Origin of the sequence: Nostoc sp. CmiVER01, from assembly GCF_034531135.2 — a bacterium.
Taxonomy (GTDB): domain Bacteria; phylum Cyanobacteriota; class Cyanobacteriia; order Cyanobacteriales; family Nostocaceae; genus Nostoc.
The window spans coordinates 1-17,859 of the sequence record NZ_JAVRBU020000010.1 but is presented as its reverse complement, the minus strand read 5'-3'; the positions used below and the strand labels follow the sequence as shown (position 1 = coordinate 17,859).

The following is a 17,859-nucleotide window of genomic DNA, read 5'->3' as shown; positions in this document are numbered from 1 at the left end:
CTACCCAATAGCTCTCCAGTCTTGCGGCGAAGGTTCTAGATAGCCAAAACTTTGAGCTTTAAGAATGGCATTGACCCGATCCCTAGCTCCCAACTTGAGAAAAAGGTTGCCAGTGTGGGATTTGACTGTGCTAATACTGATAAATAGTTGATTAGCGATTTCCTTATTGGAGCAGCCACTAGCAATTAATTTGAGAATTTCAATTTCTTGAGTTGTAGGCAACTCATTATATCTTTTGCCTTTAATTTTTGTACTCTGACGATGGTTCAATTCCAGAAATCTCTTGATAATCGCTTGGTCAAGATATTCTTCGTTTCGATAGATACTACGGATAGCGTTTTTAATCGACTCGATCTTGGTTGTCTTTAAGAAATATGAATCAGCACCACAGGCAAAAGCTTCGTTAATCACATTTTGACTAGAATAAGCGCTGAGGATAATAACTTTGGATAAAGTGTCCTTCTTAATCCTGGTTGTCATCTCCAGTCCGTTGATATCTGGTAGCCCAATATCAAGTAAGACAATATCAGGATTTGTTGAGTTGACTAACTCTAACCCCTCCAATCCGCAGCTAGCCTCACCGCACAGTTCCATGTCTGATTCTTGTGCGATCGCCGTTCTAATGCCAAGTCTACACAGTTCTTGGTCTTCAATTACTACTACCCGAATTGTCATGATACTCATATTTGCACCAAGAGTTAATCTTTAACTTCTCCTATTTTTATATCATAAATGTTTGAATAAAAGCAGTAAAATCTAAGTATATATATTCTAGTATATTCCCAAAGTAGGGGAGTAAAAACATTTCTAAATAACTGGATTAAACTAAAAGTAATTAAGGTATATATCAGGGACATCCGCTATAATTATAAATAATAAGTTTTACTAAAAAGCAGTGTAATAGAATAACTTATATCCTGATAAGGAGTGTTTGTTTATATGTCCCAAAGAGAATTAAGAAATAAAATTAATATTTCTGCCTTGGTACATGACGTATCCAATGCAGTGGTTAATGAATCAATTGTTTTAAAGCAAATGATAGATGGAGAGTACGGAAGCAATCTCCAAGAGATAAAAACAATCCTAATATCCTTATGGCAGACTAATAACAGAGTGATTCAACTGATAGACATGTATCGAAATCATCAATCAAGAGATAGACTTATTGGTTTAAATCCATCCTTGATTCATGAATTTGATTTTGGCGACTTATTGAATAATTTATATCAAGAGTATATGCCAAAAGCTATTAATCGGGGTTTAAAATTGCACTACAAGACTTGTACAAAATATGTACATGGAACTAGGGTGAAAGGAGATGCAACACATCTTTACAGAATGTGTTCAAATCTACTTCAAAACGCCCTCTCATATACAGAGACAGGTGATATATTCTTGCGATTGTTGAACCAGGGTGATGACTTGGTAGTTTTAATTGAAGACACGGGCATTGGTATTGGATCAGAGGATTTGGCGAATATCTTTCTACCTTTTTATCGTGGGACTATTTCTTCACCTGGCTCCGGGTTAGGATTGTATATTGCAATGATGGTAGCTTATTCTCATGGGCTGAAACTGTCTGTAGATTCTGTTGTCGGTAAGGGAACGATATTTACAATAAAATTTCCCTATCAAGTAAACAATTCTTATGGAGTAGATGCTACAATCCCGAAAAAGTCGAGATTAACTCATGCGCTACCTGGACGACACTAAGCTATGGGACAAGATAGAGTATGTAGTTGGATGTTTGATATTTGGTGGGCTGTTTATCGCTGCCATTATCACATTTAGCACTGATATATTTGAAGCCACATTTTACATATTTCTTGCAACAATAATTGCTCCTTTTGTGAAAATAAATCCAATATTAAGACGGTATCTCTTAATCAGTGGATTTATATTTGGATTAGTGATGGGGTATTTTAGTTAAATATGCCTAATCTCCTAGCTCGGAACGATCATCTTTATCAAATGTAAATTGCTGAGTTTTATCAGTTTGAATAGGTAATGATTGAGATTGTTCTTTTGCAATTCGCTGCTGATTAAAAGCAACGATTTTTTGTGCTTCTTCAGTTGAGAGGTTATTTGAGGTAATTGTAAACTCGTTAGTGTGGTCTTTATATGCAGCAAAAGCATTTTGATTGGATTGAGTTTTGCGGTTAACATTGATAAACTGTATACCTTCTTGAATCAGTAATTGAAGTCTATAAAGAACTCCTTCATAAACGCGACCTTCATTTTTAGTATCTTGGCCTTTAGCAATGATAGTTTGAACAACGGCAGGAATCAGGGACTTTTTGCTAAAGTCATCGCCTTGATGTTGTTTGTTAACCTCTTGATTTGCTGGTGTGGAAGGAGTTAAATTAGTGTTTGCTTCCCCTTGAGCCATCATTTTTTGGAGGAATATATGCTTTCTTTGGGTAATTAGATTTTCAACTCTAGAGAAATTATGAGGCTGCTCAGTCACAATTTTTTCGGGTTGAGATACACCAAACTTTTGAGAATATTCAGCGAGATATTGATTTTTAAGTTGTTGCCTATAATCTTCAATATTTTGAGTGCTTTTGGTCAAAATACCTCTGAGATTATCTTCAATATTTTGACGTGATTGGGAATCTAATTCAATGGGTGATTGCACTGTAGTCTGTGGCACTTTCTCCATCATGAGAGCCAGTCGATAAGCCATCATATTATTCGAGATTCCGCTCCCACGATTAATGGAGGCGATAGTTTCTCTAACATCTGTGGATTGCATACTAAAATTCCAAGTTGTTTAATTGAGGTTCTGGGTTGTGAGGTTTTTCCTGAGTTGGCTTCTGTGTTTCGGCATTTGCGGAAATGTTCGAGCTATAAAAATTATTAATAGATTGTTCACGTAACAATTTTAAATCCTCTGTAATTTCGCTAAGTGGTGGCAAAATAATATCAGTTTTTCCATAAAGAATAATCTCTTCTTTAGTTTGAATTAAAAATTTAAAATAAAGTTGTGACTGCTCACCTAAAGTTAGTTTAGCATTAGGGTCTTTTTGAAATCGCTCACGAAAACCTTCATTACCCTGGTTCGCTCCAGATGTCCATTTGACAGAACTCTCCAGTAAGTTCCAAATTTCAGCTAATGCAGGATGAAGTGGCAAAGGGATATCACGAGTAGCATGAGCATTAGCAGCAGAATTAATTGTTGGAATTTGAAGTTTAGTTGCCAGAAGCCTGAGTTTGTCAATTTCTAATGAGTTAATAGCCATAGAGTGAACTTGATGACTCATTTGTTCATCAGTACGGCTCAATTCTATGTGTACAGCAACTCTAGTAGTTCCGTTATATTCAGTTTTTAAAAGCTTGATATCACCGCTATTTTCATCATTAGGAGTATAAGTAATGCGATAATTACCTAGTTCTAAATCGTGAGAGTCAAAGGCTTCTAGGGTACTTGTAAGTATTTTTAAGACTTCTAAAGATTTAAAACTTTCAAGTATTTTATGAGTGCCATCAGGAGAAAGAGAGCTTAAACTGTTAGCAATTTTCCTGGGGTCTTCATCAAGGGAGGGTAGCTCTTTACCTTGCTTTAAGGTATCTGCAACCGTTAAAAACTCCTGGCGTTCTATAGGTAAAAACTTATCTAAAGGTTTTTGAGTAATATTAATATGATATTGTAAGGTTTCAAACTCCATAATTGGATTATCTAAGTTTGTCGTCTGACGACGATGAATACTATAAGTAGATTTATTTTTTTTAATAAGAAAAGCATCGGCACGATAAACTGTAGAGCCATCATCCTGTTGAACGCCATAATTCTTGACAAGCTCTCTAGCAGCAAAAGCAATGTCTTGATTTTGTTTAGCTTCTAAAAAGCTTCGAGGGATTGTTTGTTTATAAACTGTTACCTGTTTGATATTGACCCAACTGTTACCAGTAGGTATGCTGCTAGATTCAAAAGAATCCTTGTTAACACTAGAGGGTTTTTCAACAAAAGTTTTGTTATCCTCTATGGTGTCAGAAATAATTTCGGATTGGCGACGACGGCGTTTCAATAGGTCTAATTCATCTAATTCGTCTAATTCATCGACTGATATTGATTCGGTGTTTTGTGAGTTCTGAGTGCTGTTCTGTTCTGAAGGCGGACTAACTTGAGATTGAGGGGCTTCGGGAATAATTACTTGATTATTTGTTTGGGAATTAGTTTGCAAAAGAGGCGCAATTTTTGACTCTATCTGTTGGGTTAATAATGCTTGTTTTATTCGTATGGATTTGATAATAGCAGCATACAGAGGGCGAGTACGGGATAAAGGAAGTAGGGGAGGCAGGGGAGATAGAGGAGGTAGGGGAGGTGTGGGGAGTGTGGGAGGTGTAAGGAGGCATGGAAGAGTGCTTGGATGGAGGAGAATCTCACTTCTCCCTACACTCCCCACACTCTCCCCACTCTTAAGCTTTAACTCTTGTCCATTTTTGAGAAAAATAAATTGTCGCAGGTCAGGTAAAGGGTTATTTTGCTGCCAATCTTCAAAAGAAACCGCTAAGGCTTTAAGCTTTTCATAAGCAGCTGCGCCTTGTGCGGCAATCAAATCGTCAACACCTTTTTCTGGCCCGGGTAAAGTGATGACAATGACTTTAGCCCCATGATTGACCAAAAGTTGACTAGTTTTAATCAAAGCTTTGCCGACGTTGACTTGAGTTTTACTTTTGGAATCATGGTCAAAGCAGATTCTCATTTCTCTGTCTGGAGTCGCAAACATCGCAATTTCTGAGCGTAATTTGCTCTCAATTGGATTACCCTGGTCATCTTTAGAGCGATATGCAGCATTTACCCCTGGCAAGCCGATGGCAGCATCGCCTTGAGTCAAAATACTAGCAGCTTTCTTAGCTCCTTCAGCAATGGTTACTGGTATATTGTGTTTCCACACAGAAAACCAGAAACCTGATTGGCGATCGCTGGCGCTTGGATTAACGCCAGCTTTGAAGTAAATCAGTTCAGCAATTTCTTTTGGTACTTCTAATAAGAAGATACTAAGTTCAACTTTGTAAGGATGTTCATATTTTATAAATTTCCCAGGTTTTTGAGGATCTGGTCTAGGAGAATCAGGCTTGTAACAGCCCCAAAGTTTCTCTTTTGGTTTGTCCCCAGGTTGTAAATCACAAAAAGTGCGGGGGTCAACTCCAGCATTACACCACCAACCATCAGTAGAATCAAGATATGCGTAAGTTTGTAGAGTTTTATCACCTAAGCGACCAGCATTTTTACGCTCAATCTGGTCACTATACATTAAGTATTCCCAAGATTCATGGGATTGTTCTATGGAATCATAATATAAAGACTTAAAATTGGCAGAAGCAATAATCGGATGAATGGCGCTATCAACTACCAGTTCATGCCAGTGTTTAGGCTCGATATGATTTGGGCGTAAATTAACGAATTCATCCATATTAGAACTCTATTTGGGAGCGAGAATCATCAGAGATTAAAGAATTGTTTGTCCTGGAGTCGGTTATAGATGTATTCGTTGATAATGATTCTGTAGAAGCTGGCGAATGCTGAGGAGCGTTTGTATTTGCTAAAGATTGTTCGACAATTTTTTCAACTTCTTTAGCTTCTTCTGGGTCTACTGTTACAAAGTTATTAGTTTTCGGATCAACTTTTGTCCAAGAATAACCTCCACCTTCATCAAGGTTAAGAGCATAAGTATCTTTTCCGAGTTCAATTCTTGCTCTTTTATTCCATTGTTCTACAGTGTCAGCGCAAACATATTTTATTAAAGGTGCTATGACATTTCTGGCAAAATAATCGCTGCTTTTAGCATAATTGGAAACCAGTTGTAAATGCCGTTCATCAAACATATTTCACCTCAGTTCCCATGTTGTTTTATTGAAGGAGGCAGTTCTTGCTGGAGTCAGAATGGGCGTTTAGGCCATTCTGACTTCTGACTTCTACCTCCTGCTTCGTGTCTGACTTGATAATATTTATTAAAGATTTTTGTAAAACATCATACTGCTGCGATTTAGCACCGAGACAATTTAAGTCAATCACTTCCCCCGATGCCATCACCCGATTAAAAATAAGATGGAATTCTAAAGAGTCTTGATGAGATTTCAGAAAAGTGACATATTGCAAATCATCCCAGCCGATGCCTTGGATATATTCATTGAGAATTTGTTCAGAAACATCTGATGATAAAGTAATTGGGAAACTTTTCAAAGTAATATGAACATAAATTCCGACCTTTTTTAATCTTGGTCTTTGCTTACTTAAAACTTGATAAGTATTAATTATCCAAGTAGGAGCATGAATGTTAACAAGATTACCGGAGTTAATGGTCAATGTCTGCATTAATTGGTTAATGATATAAAAATCAGAGAGAGCATATTCCTTAATCATCATTCTCATTGTTTACTATCCTTGGAATTGGGATCTCAGTATCTTTGTCTAGAATTGATTTGATTTCTCCAACACTTAAAACTTTATTATTAGGATTGTTGTCTTGTTTGACAGGTAAAGGGAAACGGTTATTGACATCATCTACTCTCAAATCTAAGTCGTGCTGAGTCGGATATCTTTGGGTACTTCTGCGAGCTAATCTACTGACAACTGGCTTCCATTTTTTTTCGTTGTATCTGTCGATATCGCGGAGAAATTGAGGAATATTGATGCTTTTTAACTGAGGAACAGACCCCTCTTTTCTATTGGAGTATGCAGGATTGATAAAAACACACTTCCCGGCTGGGAGCTTCAAAAACTGGGCGGACTCAAAGAGCTTTTTAGTTTTTTCTTGATCGCTAATGGTATTATTGCTCTTTCCACCACCTGTGGATCTTGATTTATGCTTGTACCTAATTTCTTCATCCCCCAGAAAGGAAGAAAACAGTTGTGCAGACTCGTTCTCCCCAGGGTTGAAAATAAATTTTGTACTGCAAGCACCAAGGATAGTCTTAGCAACTTCGCGTCCATAGTTTTTCTCAAGTTGCCCCATATTCTGCCAGCCGAGGATGCCGCAAAAACCCTCACTTCGGGATTCATTAAGCCATCTGAATAAATCAGGTAAATAAAGAGAAGGCAATTCATCTAACGCAACTATCAAAGGGTCTTGCCTTTTTTTGGCAATATTTCGGGCGATAGTCATGTGGAGAACGCTAGTCATCAACGGTGCAACAGCATCGCGGCGCTCTCTGTCTAAACCAAAGATAATCATTTGTTTACCCTGAATTGAGAGTGGTAAAGTCGTTTTACCAATAAAGCAACCGAGTGTGTTCTTGGCCATGAAGCGGGTAAACATGATACTAGCTGTGGCAACAATCCCGGCAACAGTTTTCTCACTTGCGGCGGAACTGAACAACTGACCAAAGGCAATCTTGACCCAAGGGTTGAGATTAGCAGACATTAACCGGGCAATCATCTGCTCACTAGACAAGATGGCAGCACTGGTCATGACATCTGCTCTTTTTCCAAACTCTTTGGTTAACATCAAGACAGCTTGGGTTAACTGATCCCCAGAGGGTCCGAAAAATCCATCTTCATTAGAATTATTCAGAATGCGGAAGTTTTTATTGATGACCGTGGCAATTTGACGAGCGTTTTCAGCGTCAGAAGAATCTCTTAAAAAGTCCAATGGGTTACAAACTTCTGATTCGGGAAAACCAGGGGCAAAAATATGAACATCGTAACCAAGGGCTTTAGCATAAGCAGCGATTTTCGCCTGAGAAGGGTACTTAAAGTCATAGAGTAAAATAGGGAAGCCTTGGTCAATTGCGGAAAACAACATGGGGTTAATAGCACTGAAAGTTTTGCCACTTCCGGGTGCGCCAATGGCAGCAGTTCCCCTTTGTACTTCTGGGACATAAATCGGTACTCCTGGACTACCAATTTGTTTTTTTGTCCCTTTGAATTGATGTCTACCAATATACAAAGCAACACTATCACACCGGGGAGATTGTATCTGTTGCAATGCTTTTTTCTTAGCTGTATTACTCTCCTTTCTTCCTCCCCAATAGCTAGTAGCAATCTTATTTTTACTACTGCCATCCCCAAAACATATTCTCATTAAAATGTAAGCAGCCACCATTGCTAAAACTGTCAGTCCATTTGGTGTAAACAAAGCATTGGTATACTTGCCAATGCTGTCATGAGGATTTTGAAGCTGCTCGAATCGAAAAGGTTGATTACTTGAAGTAGTCAAATTATTGCTCATCACGTAAAAGGTTAGGAATAAGAATAGTTAATTAGGAACAGTAGAAGGACTACCAAAAATAATGGGGTCTTTTTCATGGTAAGTAATGAATGGCACTGGCCCGATAAAGTAGGGAGTACAAGTGCGACCAACAAAAGGAATATTCTTGCAGAAACGGAAAAACATAGCAGTGTTAACGGAACCGCTTGATTCATCTATGTCCCACATCACTTGTTTAAATGATTTGCCAAAGGGATGACGACCAGTTGGCTCAAGACCACCATTAGCAACAGCTAAAATTCCATAGCCACCTTTAACTTTCTGGACTTTTCCCGAAATCCATTGCGCTCCAGTGGTCTGACCAAGACCTGAAGCTTCAAAATGGGCGCAATTATGGGACTTGCAAGGGACATTAAAACCCTCTTGATAACTGCCAGAAATGCTGCGAATCCGGTTGGATTCTATATCTCCCAATGGCAAATCTACTTGACCAATAAAAGAAAGATCCGGCTCTGGTACACTAGGAAAATTATTCCAAGATAAATCTTTCAATCCGGGGATGTCTGAAATGAGAGTATCTTGCCAATTAGCAAATTCATCAAATGATGAGTTTTCAATTCCCGGAATCGATGTCAGCTTGTATTTAGATAAATCAATTTTACTGCCGAGAGGGATATTGTCTAAGTTGTAATAATTAGCGACATTACCAATTCTTTGATTAGTGCTGATACCCATTTGGCGAAAAAAGTCAGCGATTGGTGCTACACTCCTGGCTAATTGATTAGCTAATTCAGGTATAGCCTTGACTAAATCGCTAAGGGTTTGAGTTTTGATGACTCCAAAATCGTCAAGCGTTAAACCATCTAAATCAATAGCTAATGCCTGAGATATTGCTCTGAGATTAAGCTTTTCAAGATTCAAATTGGCATCTTCAAAATCCCCAAGCTCCATAAAATCGCCAATACTTTGTCCAGCTTGCCAAGTTCTAGTCTGATTACCTTTCACGGATGGGTAAGTCACATTACCAGATTCAGATACAATCATGTCTTGAAACTTCATTTTTGACCAGTCTGGAATCAAGCCATTGTTGCTAGTGACAAATGGGACTTGTGCTGATGCTTTTGGCAATAAAAATCCAATTACCTGATTCATAATTCCATATTTCCAAAAACTGTGAATAAACAATCCTCCTAGCAATCCAAACAATATTAAATAGCGAATCATATCAAAAGTAATTTGGGGCGAACGCTTTGATGATTTCATATTTGTCCAAGCTCGATTAATTTGTTAACTAATTTCAGTGAAACACCAGCCTTATCTGCCGCAGTAGGCATTTGCTCTCCAGCTTGAAAATGAGTCAAGAATTGCTCAATCCGATTGTGAAGTTCATCAGATGAGGAGAGCAAACCATTACTAATCGCTACCCTGATCCCTGCTCTGATTTGTTTTGTGGTGTTGATAGTTTGTACTAGAGGGGATAATAAGGGTCGAGTTACTGTTGAAGATGGCTTGTCCGAAATAATTGACACTTGACTGTATTCAGGACGGGAATTAGATGGGGTAACTTGAAAATGGTAAACTTTGCGCGAACCAGAAGCAGTTTGAGTAATGACTGTAAGCAAAGTTGCACTTGTTTGCGGCAGTCCTGGAACCGAAAGCTTTTTGATCCGGCGTAAGTGAAGTAGTCCAGCACTACTGTTTTGACAGTTCTGGTCGATTCCCTCCAAACAACCATCAGTGTCAATCAGAACTTGGGAGGGATCGTCAATCCACACCCGCTTTACCATTTCTAAGACTTCATAAAACGAAATTGATACGCCTGAGCCATTCCAGACTTGAATTTTTTGTAGCTTGGCAGTACTGCCACTAACCTGAGATTGCTTTATGGTGCGGACTGTACTTTGAGCATAGGTTTTGACTGGAACTAGACACACTGCCAAAAAAGCAGCAACCCCAAGCTGGAACGCTGTCACGAGTTTTAACTTCTTCATGGCAACTCCAGAGAACGGTTCACCAAAAAGATAATCTTCGTCCCCTGTGGGATATACCAAACATTGGGACGAGGGGTGATTTGTTGGTTAGAAGTTTCTGCACGACGAGTAATAATGTCACTAAGCTTGCCAAAAGCACCTTGCAAGAATGCCCCGCCAATATTGCGCTGGCTGTTTGAAGTCGTGCTAGAGCTAAATGTCCCAGTAGCAGAGTTAACTACACTGCTACTGGAATCAGATTGATTCAGGATTGCTCCTACTTGACCCAAACCACTGACTAATCCCACAGTCAAGTCAGAACCTCCCCCTTTCTTATCTTGGAACTGTTTAGCTAACAAGGGTTTGCCGCCTTCTCCTAATACAGAAATTGCACCGCTACTAATTGGGTACTCAGTGTTATCTTTGATAATGCTGGTGACTTGCACACTTACATAAGAGCCACCATTAACCTGTAGGGGTTCAACGGCTAATAAAGTGCCTTTATGAATTGCCACATTTCCATAGTTGTCATGCAAATCAGCCGTTAATCTAGCAACATAGCGTTTAGTATCATCTGGATTTTGCTGTTGTTGGAAGCGATTTTCGCTTTGCTGCTTGACGACTGAAGTCACTAAAACACCATTTGCGAATTCCCCAACAACTAAATAGCGAGTTTTACGCTGTTGCAGAATTTGGTTTTCTTGAGGCAAGTAATTACCATCTGCTATTTGTTTATCAGATTTAGAATCGGCTGACCAACGAGGGCGAATTTTCTCAATTTCTGTGGGTGTACTGTTGAAAAAGTTAGGGCGTGTTTGCTGTGTTGTATAAGCACTATTGGTTGGCTGTACTTGAATTCGTGTTGTATTCGGCGTTTGAAAGGATGTTGCCTCTGTTGATATCTGCTGGTTATTTGAAGTAGGTGTATAAGCGATTTTTCCGTAAGATCCTAAGCTGCGAAGTCGATTAAATTCAGCTATCACGTCTGTTGGCGTTTCTGTTTTCGGCGTAACAGTCCTAACAGTCCTAGTCCTAACAGGATTAGTAATTCTCGGTAATGTTTGATTACGTGGTGATGAAATCTGGAGTTGAGTTCTATTCGGAACGTAATATCGTCTAGGACTAGGACTTTGTGTTTGTGCTACAGGTCTAGCTGTTGGTGTTGGTGGAGAAGCTGCAACATTTACAGGTTTATTATTAACTTTAACTTCCCGTTGATTCTGATTAATTTTTTCTAATTCATCTTCTTGTTTATTCAAGGCTAATTTGGCATAGACATCACCATCTTTGTTATCAACTTTCTCCAAGGCTGGGGAGGTTTTATCAGCTTTAGCAGTTATCGCTTCTGGACTTCTACCAGGATTGAAAATGCCATTAAGAAAATAAAATATCGCTAAAAACCCTAAGCCAAAAGGAATAGCGATTATCCCTAATCTTGACCAAGGAGAAGTACTGACAGTGTGCCTGGTAATCAATGGAAATTCTTCGGAGTCTTCCCGGTTAGGCTTTTCTCTGCTTTGTCCATCATTTGTATCCTCTGAAAATCTCAAGATTTGATCTATAGTCAAATTCTGGTGTTCGTTTTTTAGTGACATAATTATTAAGGTTTCAAATCATTGATTTGTGTAATTTCTAAACCAGCGCTCCGAGCTTCATAGATTTTCCGAGAAAGTTCAGTGAGAGCAGGAATTTCTTGTGGCGTATTCACTGCTTCTACAGTCACAGTCTTATTGAAGGTAATTCCCTGTCCAGTATTATCAGAAGTTGTAAAAGTCACAATAGTTGCGACGATATCTACTTGCCATACGCCATCTCTAATTAATCGCGGCTCTCCAATATAACGAGGAATTAAAGACGCTTGCATATTTCCTTCAAATATTCTGCTGGGGGTAAGTTCTGCCAGCTTTTGTAAAAAGGCTGCTCGAAAGTTCTGATTTTCACTAATTGCAAAAGCAGCTTCATAAGCCTTAGTTGTAACTTTCTTTTTTCCACTTGCTGCATCAATATCTATCCCTTTGTCTTGCTTGGTAATTACTTCTCCCTTATCGTTGTCAATTTTCACTAACCCATCCCAGCTAAACATTTTAATGAACGTATCACCAACAAACTTCTTGATTACTTCTGGCGAACGTTGATTTTGGTCTACTGATTTAGCAGTAATAGTTTTGCCATCATCTAACTGTACTAAAGCTAATTGCTTTTTGCTTAATCCTCTGATTGCTCCATAATTGAGAAATTGCAATAGTAATGAAAATATTGCAAAAGAAAATCCTACTAATGAAATTATTCCAATTCTTGTCGGGACTGATTTATTAAATTGCAGTAGCTGTAATGGCTCTGATTTTCGGTTTTTCGTGTTTACCATATCTCTTGAAAATGAGTGTAGGGAGTGTGGGAGGTGTAGGAGGGGTGAGGAGTGTAGGAAGTTAATCCAGTAACCAATCATCTGGATGGGTAATCTTTTTGACTAATCCACTAAAGGCTTGATTATAACGAGTGCAGAGTTCTCTTGCTTGTTGTTCAAATATGAGGTAATGGCATTTCACCGCAAACTTTAATCAAACTTCACTCTCTACACTTTCCACACTCCCCACACTCCCCACCCCTCCCACATTCCCTACACCTCCTTTTATTTCCTAGACTTCGCCAAACTAACACCTCTAGTGATTATTGCAATGCCTACTTCTGCGGCAATCACACCATAAGTTTCTGAGGCCTTATTAATTTGTTGTAGCAGGGCTAAACCACCGCCTGCGGCTAATCCCGTAGCCAAGAAGGGAGCACAAGTGCCAATTGTAAACAGGAAGAACATTGGTTGATCTGCTTGAGAATCAGAGATTAGTTGTCCAGCAAAACCAACAATCATGTTAAAAGAGAGTTTACATATTCCAATACTGAAATAACCAATTAGCCAAGTGTAAATTGATTTCGCTCCATAAGGTAATAAAGAACCTCCAACAGCTAGTGGCCCTAAAAAGGCTGTAACTAACATTGTTAATTCAATTGTCCATTGATATGAGCCATTCATTGACAGCATGACCAATGAAATTGTTGAAGTCACACCGGAACCAATAAAACCACTAATGGAAGAAAATAATATCTGAAGTGGATTTCTGTTATTTTTAATTGCATCAATCGGAGCGTCAACGACTTTATCTATCCCATCCATAAGCCATTTGAAGGGGCCACTATTTTGATCGAAAGCATCTGGGTATTTTTGGCTTAAATCTTTTTTAGCCTGTTGTAAACAATTAATTGCTTCAATAGGCTGTAATGAAGAACTCCGACATCTTTCAATTGCTAATCCGATAGCACTTCGAGCTACTGATACCCCTGCTGCTTTTTGAAATGCGACTCTTAAATCTAGCCCATCAGCCGTTTGTATCAACACCATATTATTTACATTGTTGATGTAGTTCCTAATCCCTAATGTTGAGTTTCCTAGCACTTTGCCTTGATTTGACAACAACACCACCACAATCAACGGCCAGATAAAATCGGTGAAAGCTCGTTGCTCATCACCATTGATCATTTGCTTTGTCCACTCAATCATGAAAAAAGTTAATGTTGCAACCGCAAATAATGCTCCTACCGTACATATATTGTTGTATAGTTCCCCAGCTAAAGTTTTATTCCACAAATCATCAAATCCGGCTGATATTGATGCAGAAGTTTGAGATGCTTGTCTGGCTAAATCACCACCAATCGCTTGTTGCGCTAAAAAATACATATAAGAATCCTTTCCTTTGCATAAGAGGTCTAAGGGAGTGGTTTGCAATTCGCAATTCGCAATTCGCAATTCGCAATTCGCAATTCGCAATTCGCAATTATTACCCCATAACTAAAATTGTGGGTTGAATATTGATACTATATATTTTGTTTTCTTTCATAATTAAAATTATGGGCTGACATCCCGAATGAATCAATTATTCAATTGCATTCACACACAATTGCGAATTGCGAACTGCGAATTGCGAATTGCAAACACACTTTCTTCAGGGTGAGTAAGTAGGATCTAGTACAGACATAGCAGCAACTTCGAGATTAAGAGAAATTAATCCTTCTTCTCGAATATCCTCTTTTTGACGATTTGCTGTTAATTGTTCTGCAATCTGCGTCAGCATCATATTAGACTGTGCGGTATCAGAGCGTGATTGCAATGAATCAGTGCGCTGTTGTGCCAGCATTGAAACCACCAGACTATTTTGGGCTGCTATTACTTTTAAAATATTCTGTGAGGCATTCATCTCTTGTGCAAGATGTCCCAGGTTTGAAGCATCTTGAGCCGTTTGTGTAGTTTGATCAATTTTGTTGGCAGTATCTTGCTGACCAAGTTGCCCTAATACACCAGAGACTGATGCTTTGGTAATTTCTCGCTGTAAGTCTTGTGCTTGTGTTGATGCTCCTGCCCAATCAGAGTCCGATGCTAAGGATACTTTCAAACGCTGACCACTTTCAACTGGATCTGGCGCACCCATCACACCAGTAGCACCATTAATTGCAGAATTAGCATCCTCTTGGGTTGCTGCCCAGAAATTATTAATTTTATCTGAAGCTATACTGCTAATTTGGCTCATTTCGCTCTGAATCTGATTCCTAATTGAAGCCAAAAAAGTATTTAGGTCTAGTGATATTCCATAACTCGGTGCAGCAATTAATAGACTCGTAACTCCACTAGATATAATGGCAGCTAGACTAATTTTTTTGAGTTGGTTCATGCTGGGATACTCCCCTTTTTTCAGTTTGAATAGAAAATTCATAATTTAGTTACCAGACGAATTAAGTCTTGATTAATTAGGAGTTATGCCCTTTAATTACTAAAGTTTTAGAAGTTAAACTCCTAAGCAATTCTTGGGCTGTTGAAGATAACGGCTCTCCCCGAACCATTCTGATATAATCTTCAGAAAACTTGACTTGTGCTAGTATTGGATTATCTTGATATTTTTTCAAGAATAGAGTTCGTAATTCTTGTTCATAAGGATTGTTAGCGACTGCGGACAATAAACAATGTGCTGGATAATAACGACAGAATGTAAGTTTGCCTGAATCATCCAATAACCACTGTGAGTAAATGCCGGATTTTGTTGGATAGAAAGCCTCTGTACTATTGGTTTGAATGATTTCGTAAGGATATTTAAATCTATCAACAAAGGAATCTACTGCCGAAGATTGGATTCTCCCGATCAATCGGGTTGTAATATTGGCGAAGATTTTCGCAGCGGCTTTGCTTTGGTAAATACTTTCTGGTTCTTGAGCTGAGAGAATCACCCGTATCCCTGCTTTTGCACCATTGGCACAAAGCCTTCCTATTAACTCGGCGATCGCATCAAATTGAAATAAAATCGGCGCTTCATCCAGAAAGAAGATACTGGCTTTAGAAGATAAAGCACGTCGAAGGGCTGCGGCATAAGCGCTCAGAGCTAAGATAGCTGCATCTGCCTCACTTGATAAATTCCGCAGTGCAAATACCAGCAACTTAGCATCAGTTCGGAAAGTTGAGGGACGACTAATTGATTCTCCAACTCTTGTTGAGAGCCAGTACTTTAATCTCAACCTGATTTGCTCTAAAGCTGATAAAATTTCCTGGCTATTGCTGGCTATAGAATCTATCTTAAGAAATGCTGGCGAACAATAATTCAAAAAATCTTGTAATGTCGGAGTGTCCAGCCAAGCTTTAGTGCCAACTCCTGCGGCTAATGCCAACTTATACCGGACTTTGATTTCATCATCATTAAAAAACGTTTTCAAGGCTAGGGCAATGATTGATTCAATATTAGTAATCATGGAAGAGCTAACGCCAATCACGCTAGTTCCAATCACCATTGTCATTAACACTGATTTCAAGAATTCCTTAAAATCATTCAATCTTTCATTAATGATTTCTTGATCCATCCCCCTCAAATTAGGTAACTCAAACAAATTATTCGACTCTTTGGAAATATCAAAGTATGCACCATCCTTACCTAGCAAATTAGTGTAGTCACTAAATGTCGATGTCCCGTCTGGTTTGGGGTAATCTAACGCTACTACTGGTATATCTTGAGCAAGTGCAGGTGTTAAAATTCCTGCCACCAGTACTGATTTACCCGAACGAGTTGCACCAAAAACTGCTATATTTTTATGATGTTTGTACAAATCCATGTGTACTGGTGTACCTCCCTCTTCGGCAATTAACTCAAAGCCAGTCCGATCTCCTGTAGCTGTACGAATCAAAGGCATCAGCCCTGGTGCTTCGGAACTGAAATAAGGTAATCTGCGGTTAAAAGGTTTTGCCAGCAGTGGCTCCCAAACAAATGGACAACATTGCAACCATGTCTTCCAGGCGTATTCTTTTTCTCGATCTACTGCTGCCGGCCTTAAAAAGTAGGAAGCTAAGTATTTGCAAGCCTCATTGAGTTCTCTTGTTGATTTTCTATGGACAAGAAAAGCTACTCCGGTATAAACGACAACGCTTCCTTTGTAAATGGTTCGTTGTGCCTCTACAGATTCTTCAATATTTATTCCAGCTTTAACATCGATGTTTCCTTTACTTGTTGATAAGGCTGTTGATGTAATTGACTGTTTAGTAAGGCGTTGTAAATTAGTTTTGGTAATTGCTTGATTAGCTTTAGTGATTTGACAGATAATTTCTGTATCTGAGATACTTTCTTTAGAAATCAATTCCCAAAGATATCGTAATTGAGAGCGTTCATTTAACCACCCCCCTGGTTTTTGGCTAAAGTTCATCACCCCAATATATTTATCTTGAATCTTTACCCATTGGCGATCCAAGAATGGAACAGATTCTTCATTTTCCAATAAATGATGCCGAATATGAAAATCGCTTGTTTGAGTTTCTACTAATCCTTGGGTTTGACTAATCACTAAGGGATTAGGAATCGCCGTTGGTGATGTCAGATTAAATTGATGCCATAAGACTTTCCAAATATCTTCAGCGCTCAAAACTCTGATCCCTAGTTTCATTTTGTTACTTAGCAACGATTCCCACTGCAAAAAACCGTCGCTAAATGAGTTCTTAAGAATATTTTCAATCCTGCTATTATTAAAAGCGTGAATTTCTCCGGTGAATTTAAACCAAACTTTCTCTAACTTTCTGATTGCCGATTCTACAATGTCTTGGCTGATTTCTGACTCAGCTAACGCTGTATAAGTACACCATAATCTTAAAAACTTGTTCTTCCTGACTCCCGAGTGGGTTAGTTCTTTGATTCGTAACCTTTCACTCCTAATTAGTAATTTCAATTGCTCAATATCACAATTGGTTTCGATAGACTCTAATTCTGATTGCCTCGAATAATCGTCTGTAAAGGAACCTAAATGTATGGTTAATGACTCTGCTGATGGGATCTCTTTTAAACCTGCCTCTATACTCTCAAAGATTGGAAGAATTTGCTCAGAGGCTAAGTTAGAATGAATTCCAACACAATCAAAACAGAATTTGATTTGAATCGATTCCCCATTTTTGAGAATTAATGCTCCTATCCCTTTTCTCCCTCCCAAAGCAACATCGCAAACCCCAGCTAAATGGATAATGTCTTCAAAAGGAGTAAGAGTTTTTACTACATTAACTTGCTCAGTTTCTAACCTTTGTTTCTTGACCTTATCTGTCTGCTTTGTTGCCATAACTTTAATAATTCGTAATTCGTAATTCGTAATTCGTAATTAACCTGAGTTCGGGTTAAGCAGATTGAGGTAAAAGCCATTCCATCTGAAGGCTGGGTTTCTTAGGTTGATGG

General features: G+C 38.7%; 14 protein-coding genes. 1 reads left to right on the top strand and 13 read right to left on the bottom strand.

The genetic code is table 11. The annotated features are described in order from the left end of the window. Window positions 1–684, bottom strand: coding sequence for a response regulator (locus tag RMZ43_RS17970; protein WP_428850763.1), 684 nt, complete (start codon window positions 682–684; stop codon window positions 1–3). 255 nt (window positions 685–939) lie between these two features. Between RMZ43_RS17970 and RMZ43_RS17965 the strand changes: the two genes are divergently transcribed. Further along, window positions 940–1,713: a sensor histidine kinase gene (locus RMZ43_RS17965; RefSeq protein ID WP_428850762.1), complete on the top strand. Its 774-nt coding sequence runs from the start codon at window positions 940–942 to the stop codon at window positions 1,711–1,713. A gap of 223 nt (window positions 1,714–1,936) precedes the next feature. On the opposite strand, the gene RMZ43_RS17960 is transcribed toward RMZ43_RS17965, so the two are convergent. The 12 genes from RMZ43_RS17960 to RMZ43_RS17905 form a co-directional block, all read right to left on the bottom strand. Next, window positions 1,937–2,755, bottom strand: a complete 819-nt coding sequence (locus RMZ43_RS17960) for a hypothetical protein (protein WP_428850761.1) — start codon at window positions 2,753–2,755, stop codon at window positions 1,937–1,939. Between the two features lies 1 nt (window position 2,756). Further along, window positions 2,757–5,417, bottom strand: a complete 2,661-nt coding sequence (locus RMZ43_RS17955) for a DUF3854 domain-containing protein (RefSeq protein ID WP_428850760.1) — start codon at window positions 5,415–5,417, stop codon at window positions 2,757–2,759. A 1-nt stretch (window position 5,418) separates the two neighbouring features. Next, window positions 5,419–5,829, bottom strand: a complete 411-nt coding sequence (locus tag RMZ43_RS17950) for a hypothetical protein (protein WP_428850759.1) — start codon at window positions 5,827–5,829, stop codon at window positions 5,419–5,421. 25 nt (window positions 5,830–5,854) lie between these two features. Then, complete coding sequence (locus RMZ43_RS17945; RefSeq protein ID WP_428850758.1) at window positions 5,855–6,370, bottom strand: relaxase/mobilization nuclease domain-containing protein; 516 nt, start codon at window positions 6,368–6,370, stop codon at window positions 5,855–5,857. Further along, a complete protein-coding gene (locus tag RMZ43_RS17940) occupies window positions 6,360–8,174 on the bottom strand; it encodes a type IV secretory system conjugative DNA transfer family protein (RefSeq protein ID WP_428850757.1) in 1,815 nt (604 codons plus the stop codon). Before RMZ43_RS17940 ends, RMZ43_RS17945 begins: the two co-directional genes overlap by 11 nt. Window positions 8,175–8,201: 27 nt before the next feature. Next, on the bottom strand, window positions 8,202–9,416 hold the full coding sequence (locus RMZ43_RS17935) for a hypothetical protein (RefSeq protein WP_428850756.1): 1,215 nt from the start codon (window positions 9,414–9,416) through the stop codon (window positions 8,202–8,204). Next, entirely contained in the window at window positions 9,413–10,144 is a 732-nt protein-coding gene (locus tag RMZ43_RS17930) for a hypothetical protein (RefSeq protein ID WP_428850755.1), read from the bottom strand. The genes RMZ43_RS17935 and RMZ43_RS17930 overlap by 4 nt, the downstream gene beginning before the upstream one ends. Continuing rightward, on the bottom strand, window positions 10,141–11,718 hold the full coding sequence (locus RMZ43_RS17925) for a TrbI/VirB10 family protein (protein WP_428850754.1): 1,578 nt from the start codon (window positions 11,716–11,718) through the stop codon (window positions 10,141–10,143). The genes RMZ43_RS17930 and RMZ43_RS17925 overlap by 4 nt, the downstream gene beginning before the upstream one ends. Before the next feature lie 5 nt (window positions 11,719–11,723). After that, window positions 11,724–12,488, bottom strand: a complete 765-nt coding sequence (locus RMZ43_RS17920) for a hypothetical protein (protein WP_428850753.1) — start codon at window positions 12,486–12,488, stop codon at window positions 11,724–11,726. A 264-nt stretch (window positions 12,489–12,752) separates the two neighbouring features. Then, the gene (locus RMZ43_RS17915; RefSeq protein ID WP_428850752.1) at window positions 12,753–13,853 is read right to left on the bottom strand and encodes a hypothetical protein; all 1,101 of its coding nucleotides are present in this window, start codon (window positions 13,851–13,853) and stop codon (window positions 12,753–12,755) included. A gap of 265 nt (window positions 13,854–14,118) precedes the next feature. Next, window positions 14,119–14,841: a hypothetical protein gene (locus RMZ43_RS17910; protein ID WP_428850751.1), complete on the bottom strand. Its 723-nt coding sequence runs from the start codon at window positions 14,839–14,841 to the stop codon at window positions 14,119–14,121. Window positions 14,842–14,917: 76 nt separating this feature from the next. Continuing rightward, complete coding sequence (locus tag RMZ43_RS17905; protein WP_428850750.1) at window positions 14,918–17,746, bottom strand: hypothetical protein; 2,829 nt, start codon at window positions 17,744–17,746, stop codon at window positions 14,918–14,920. Window positions 17,747–17,859 lie beyond the last annotated feature (113 nt).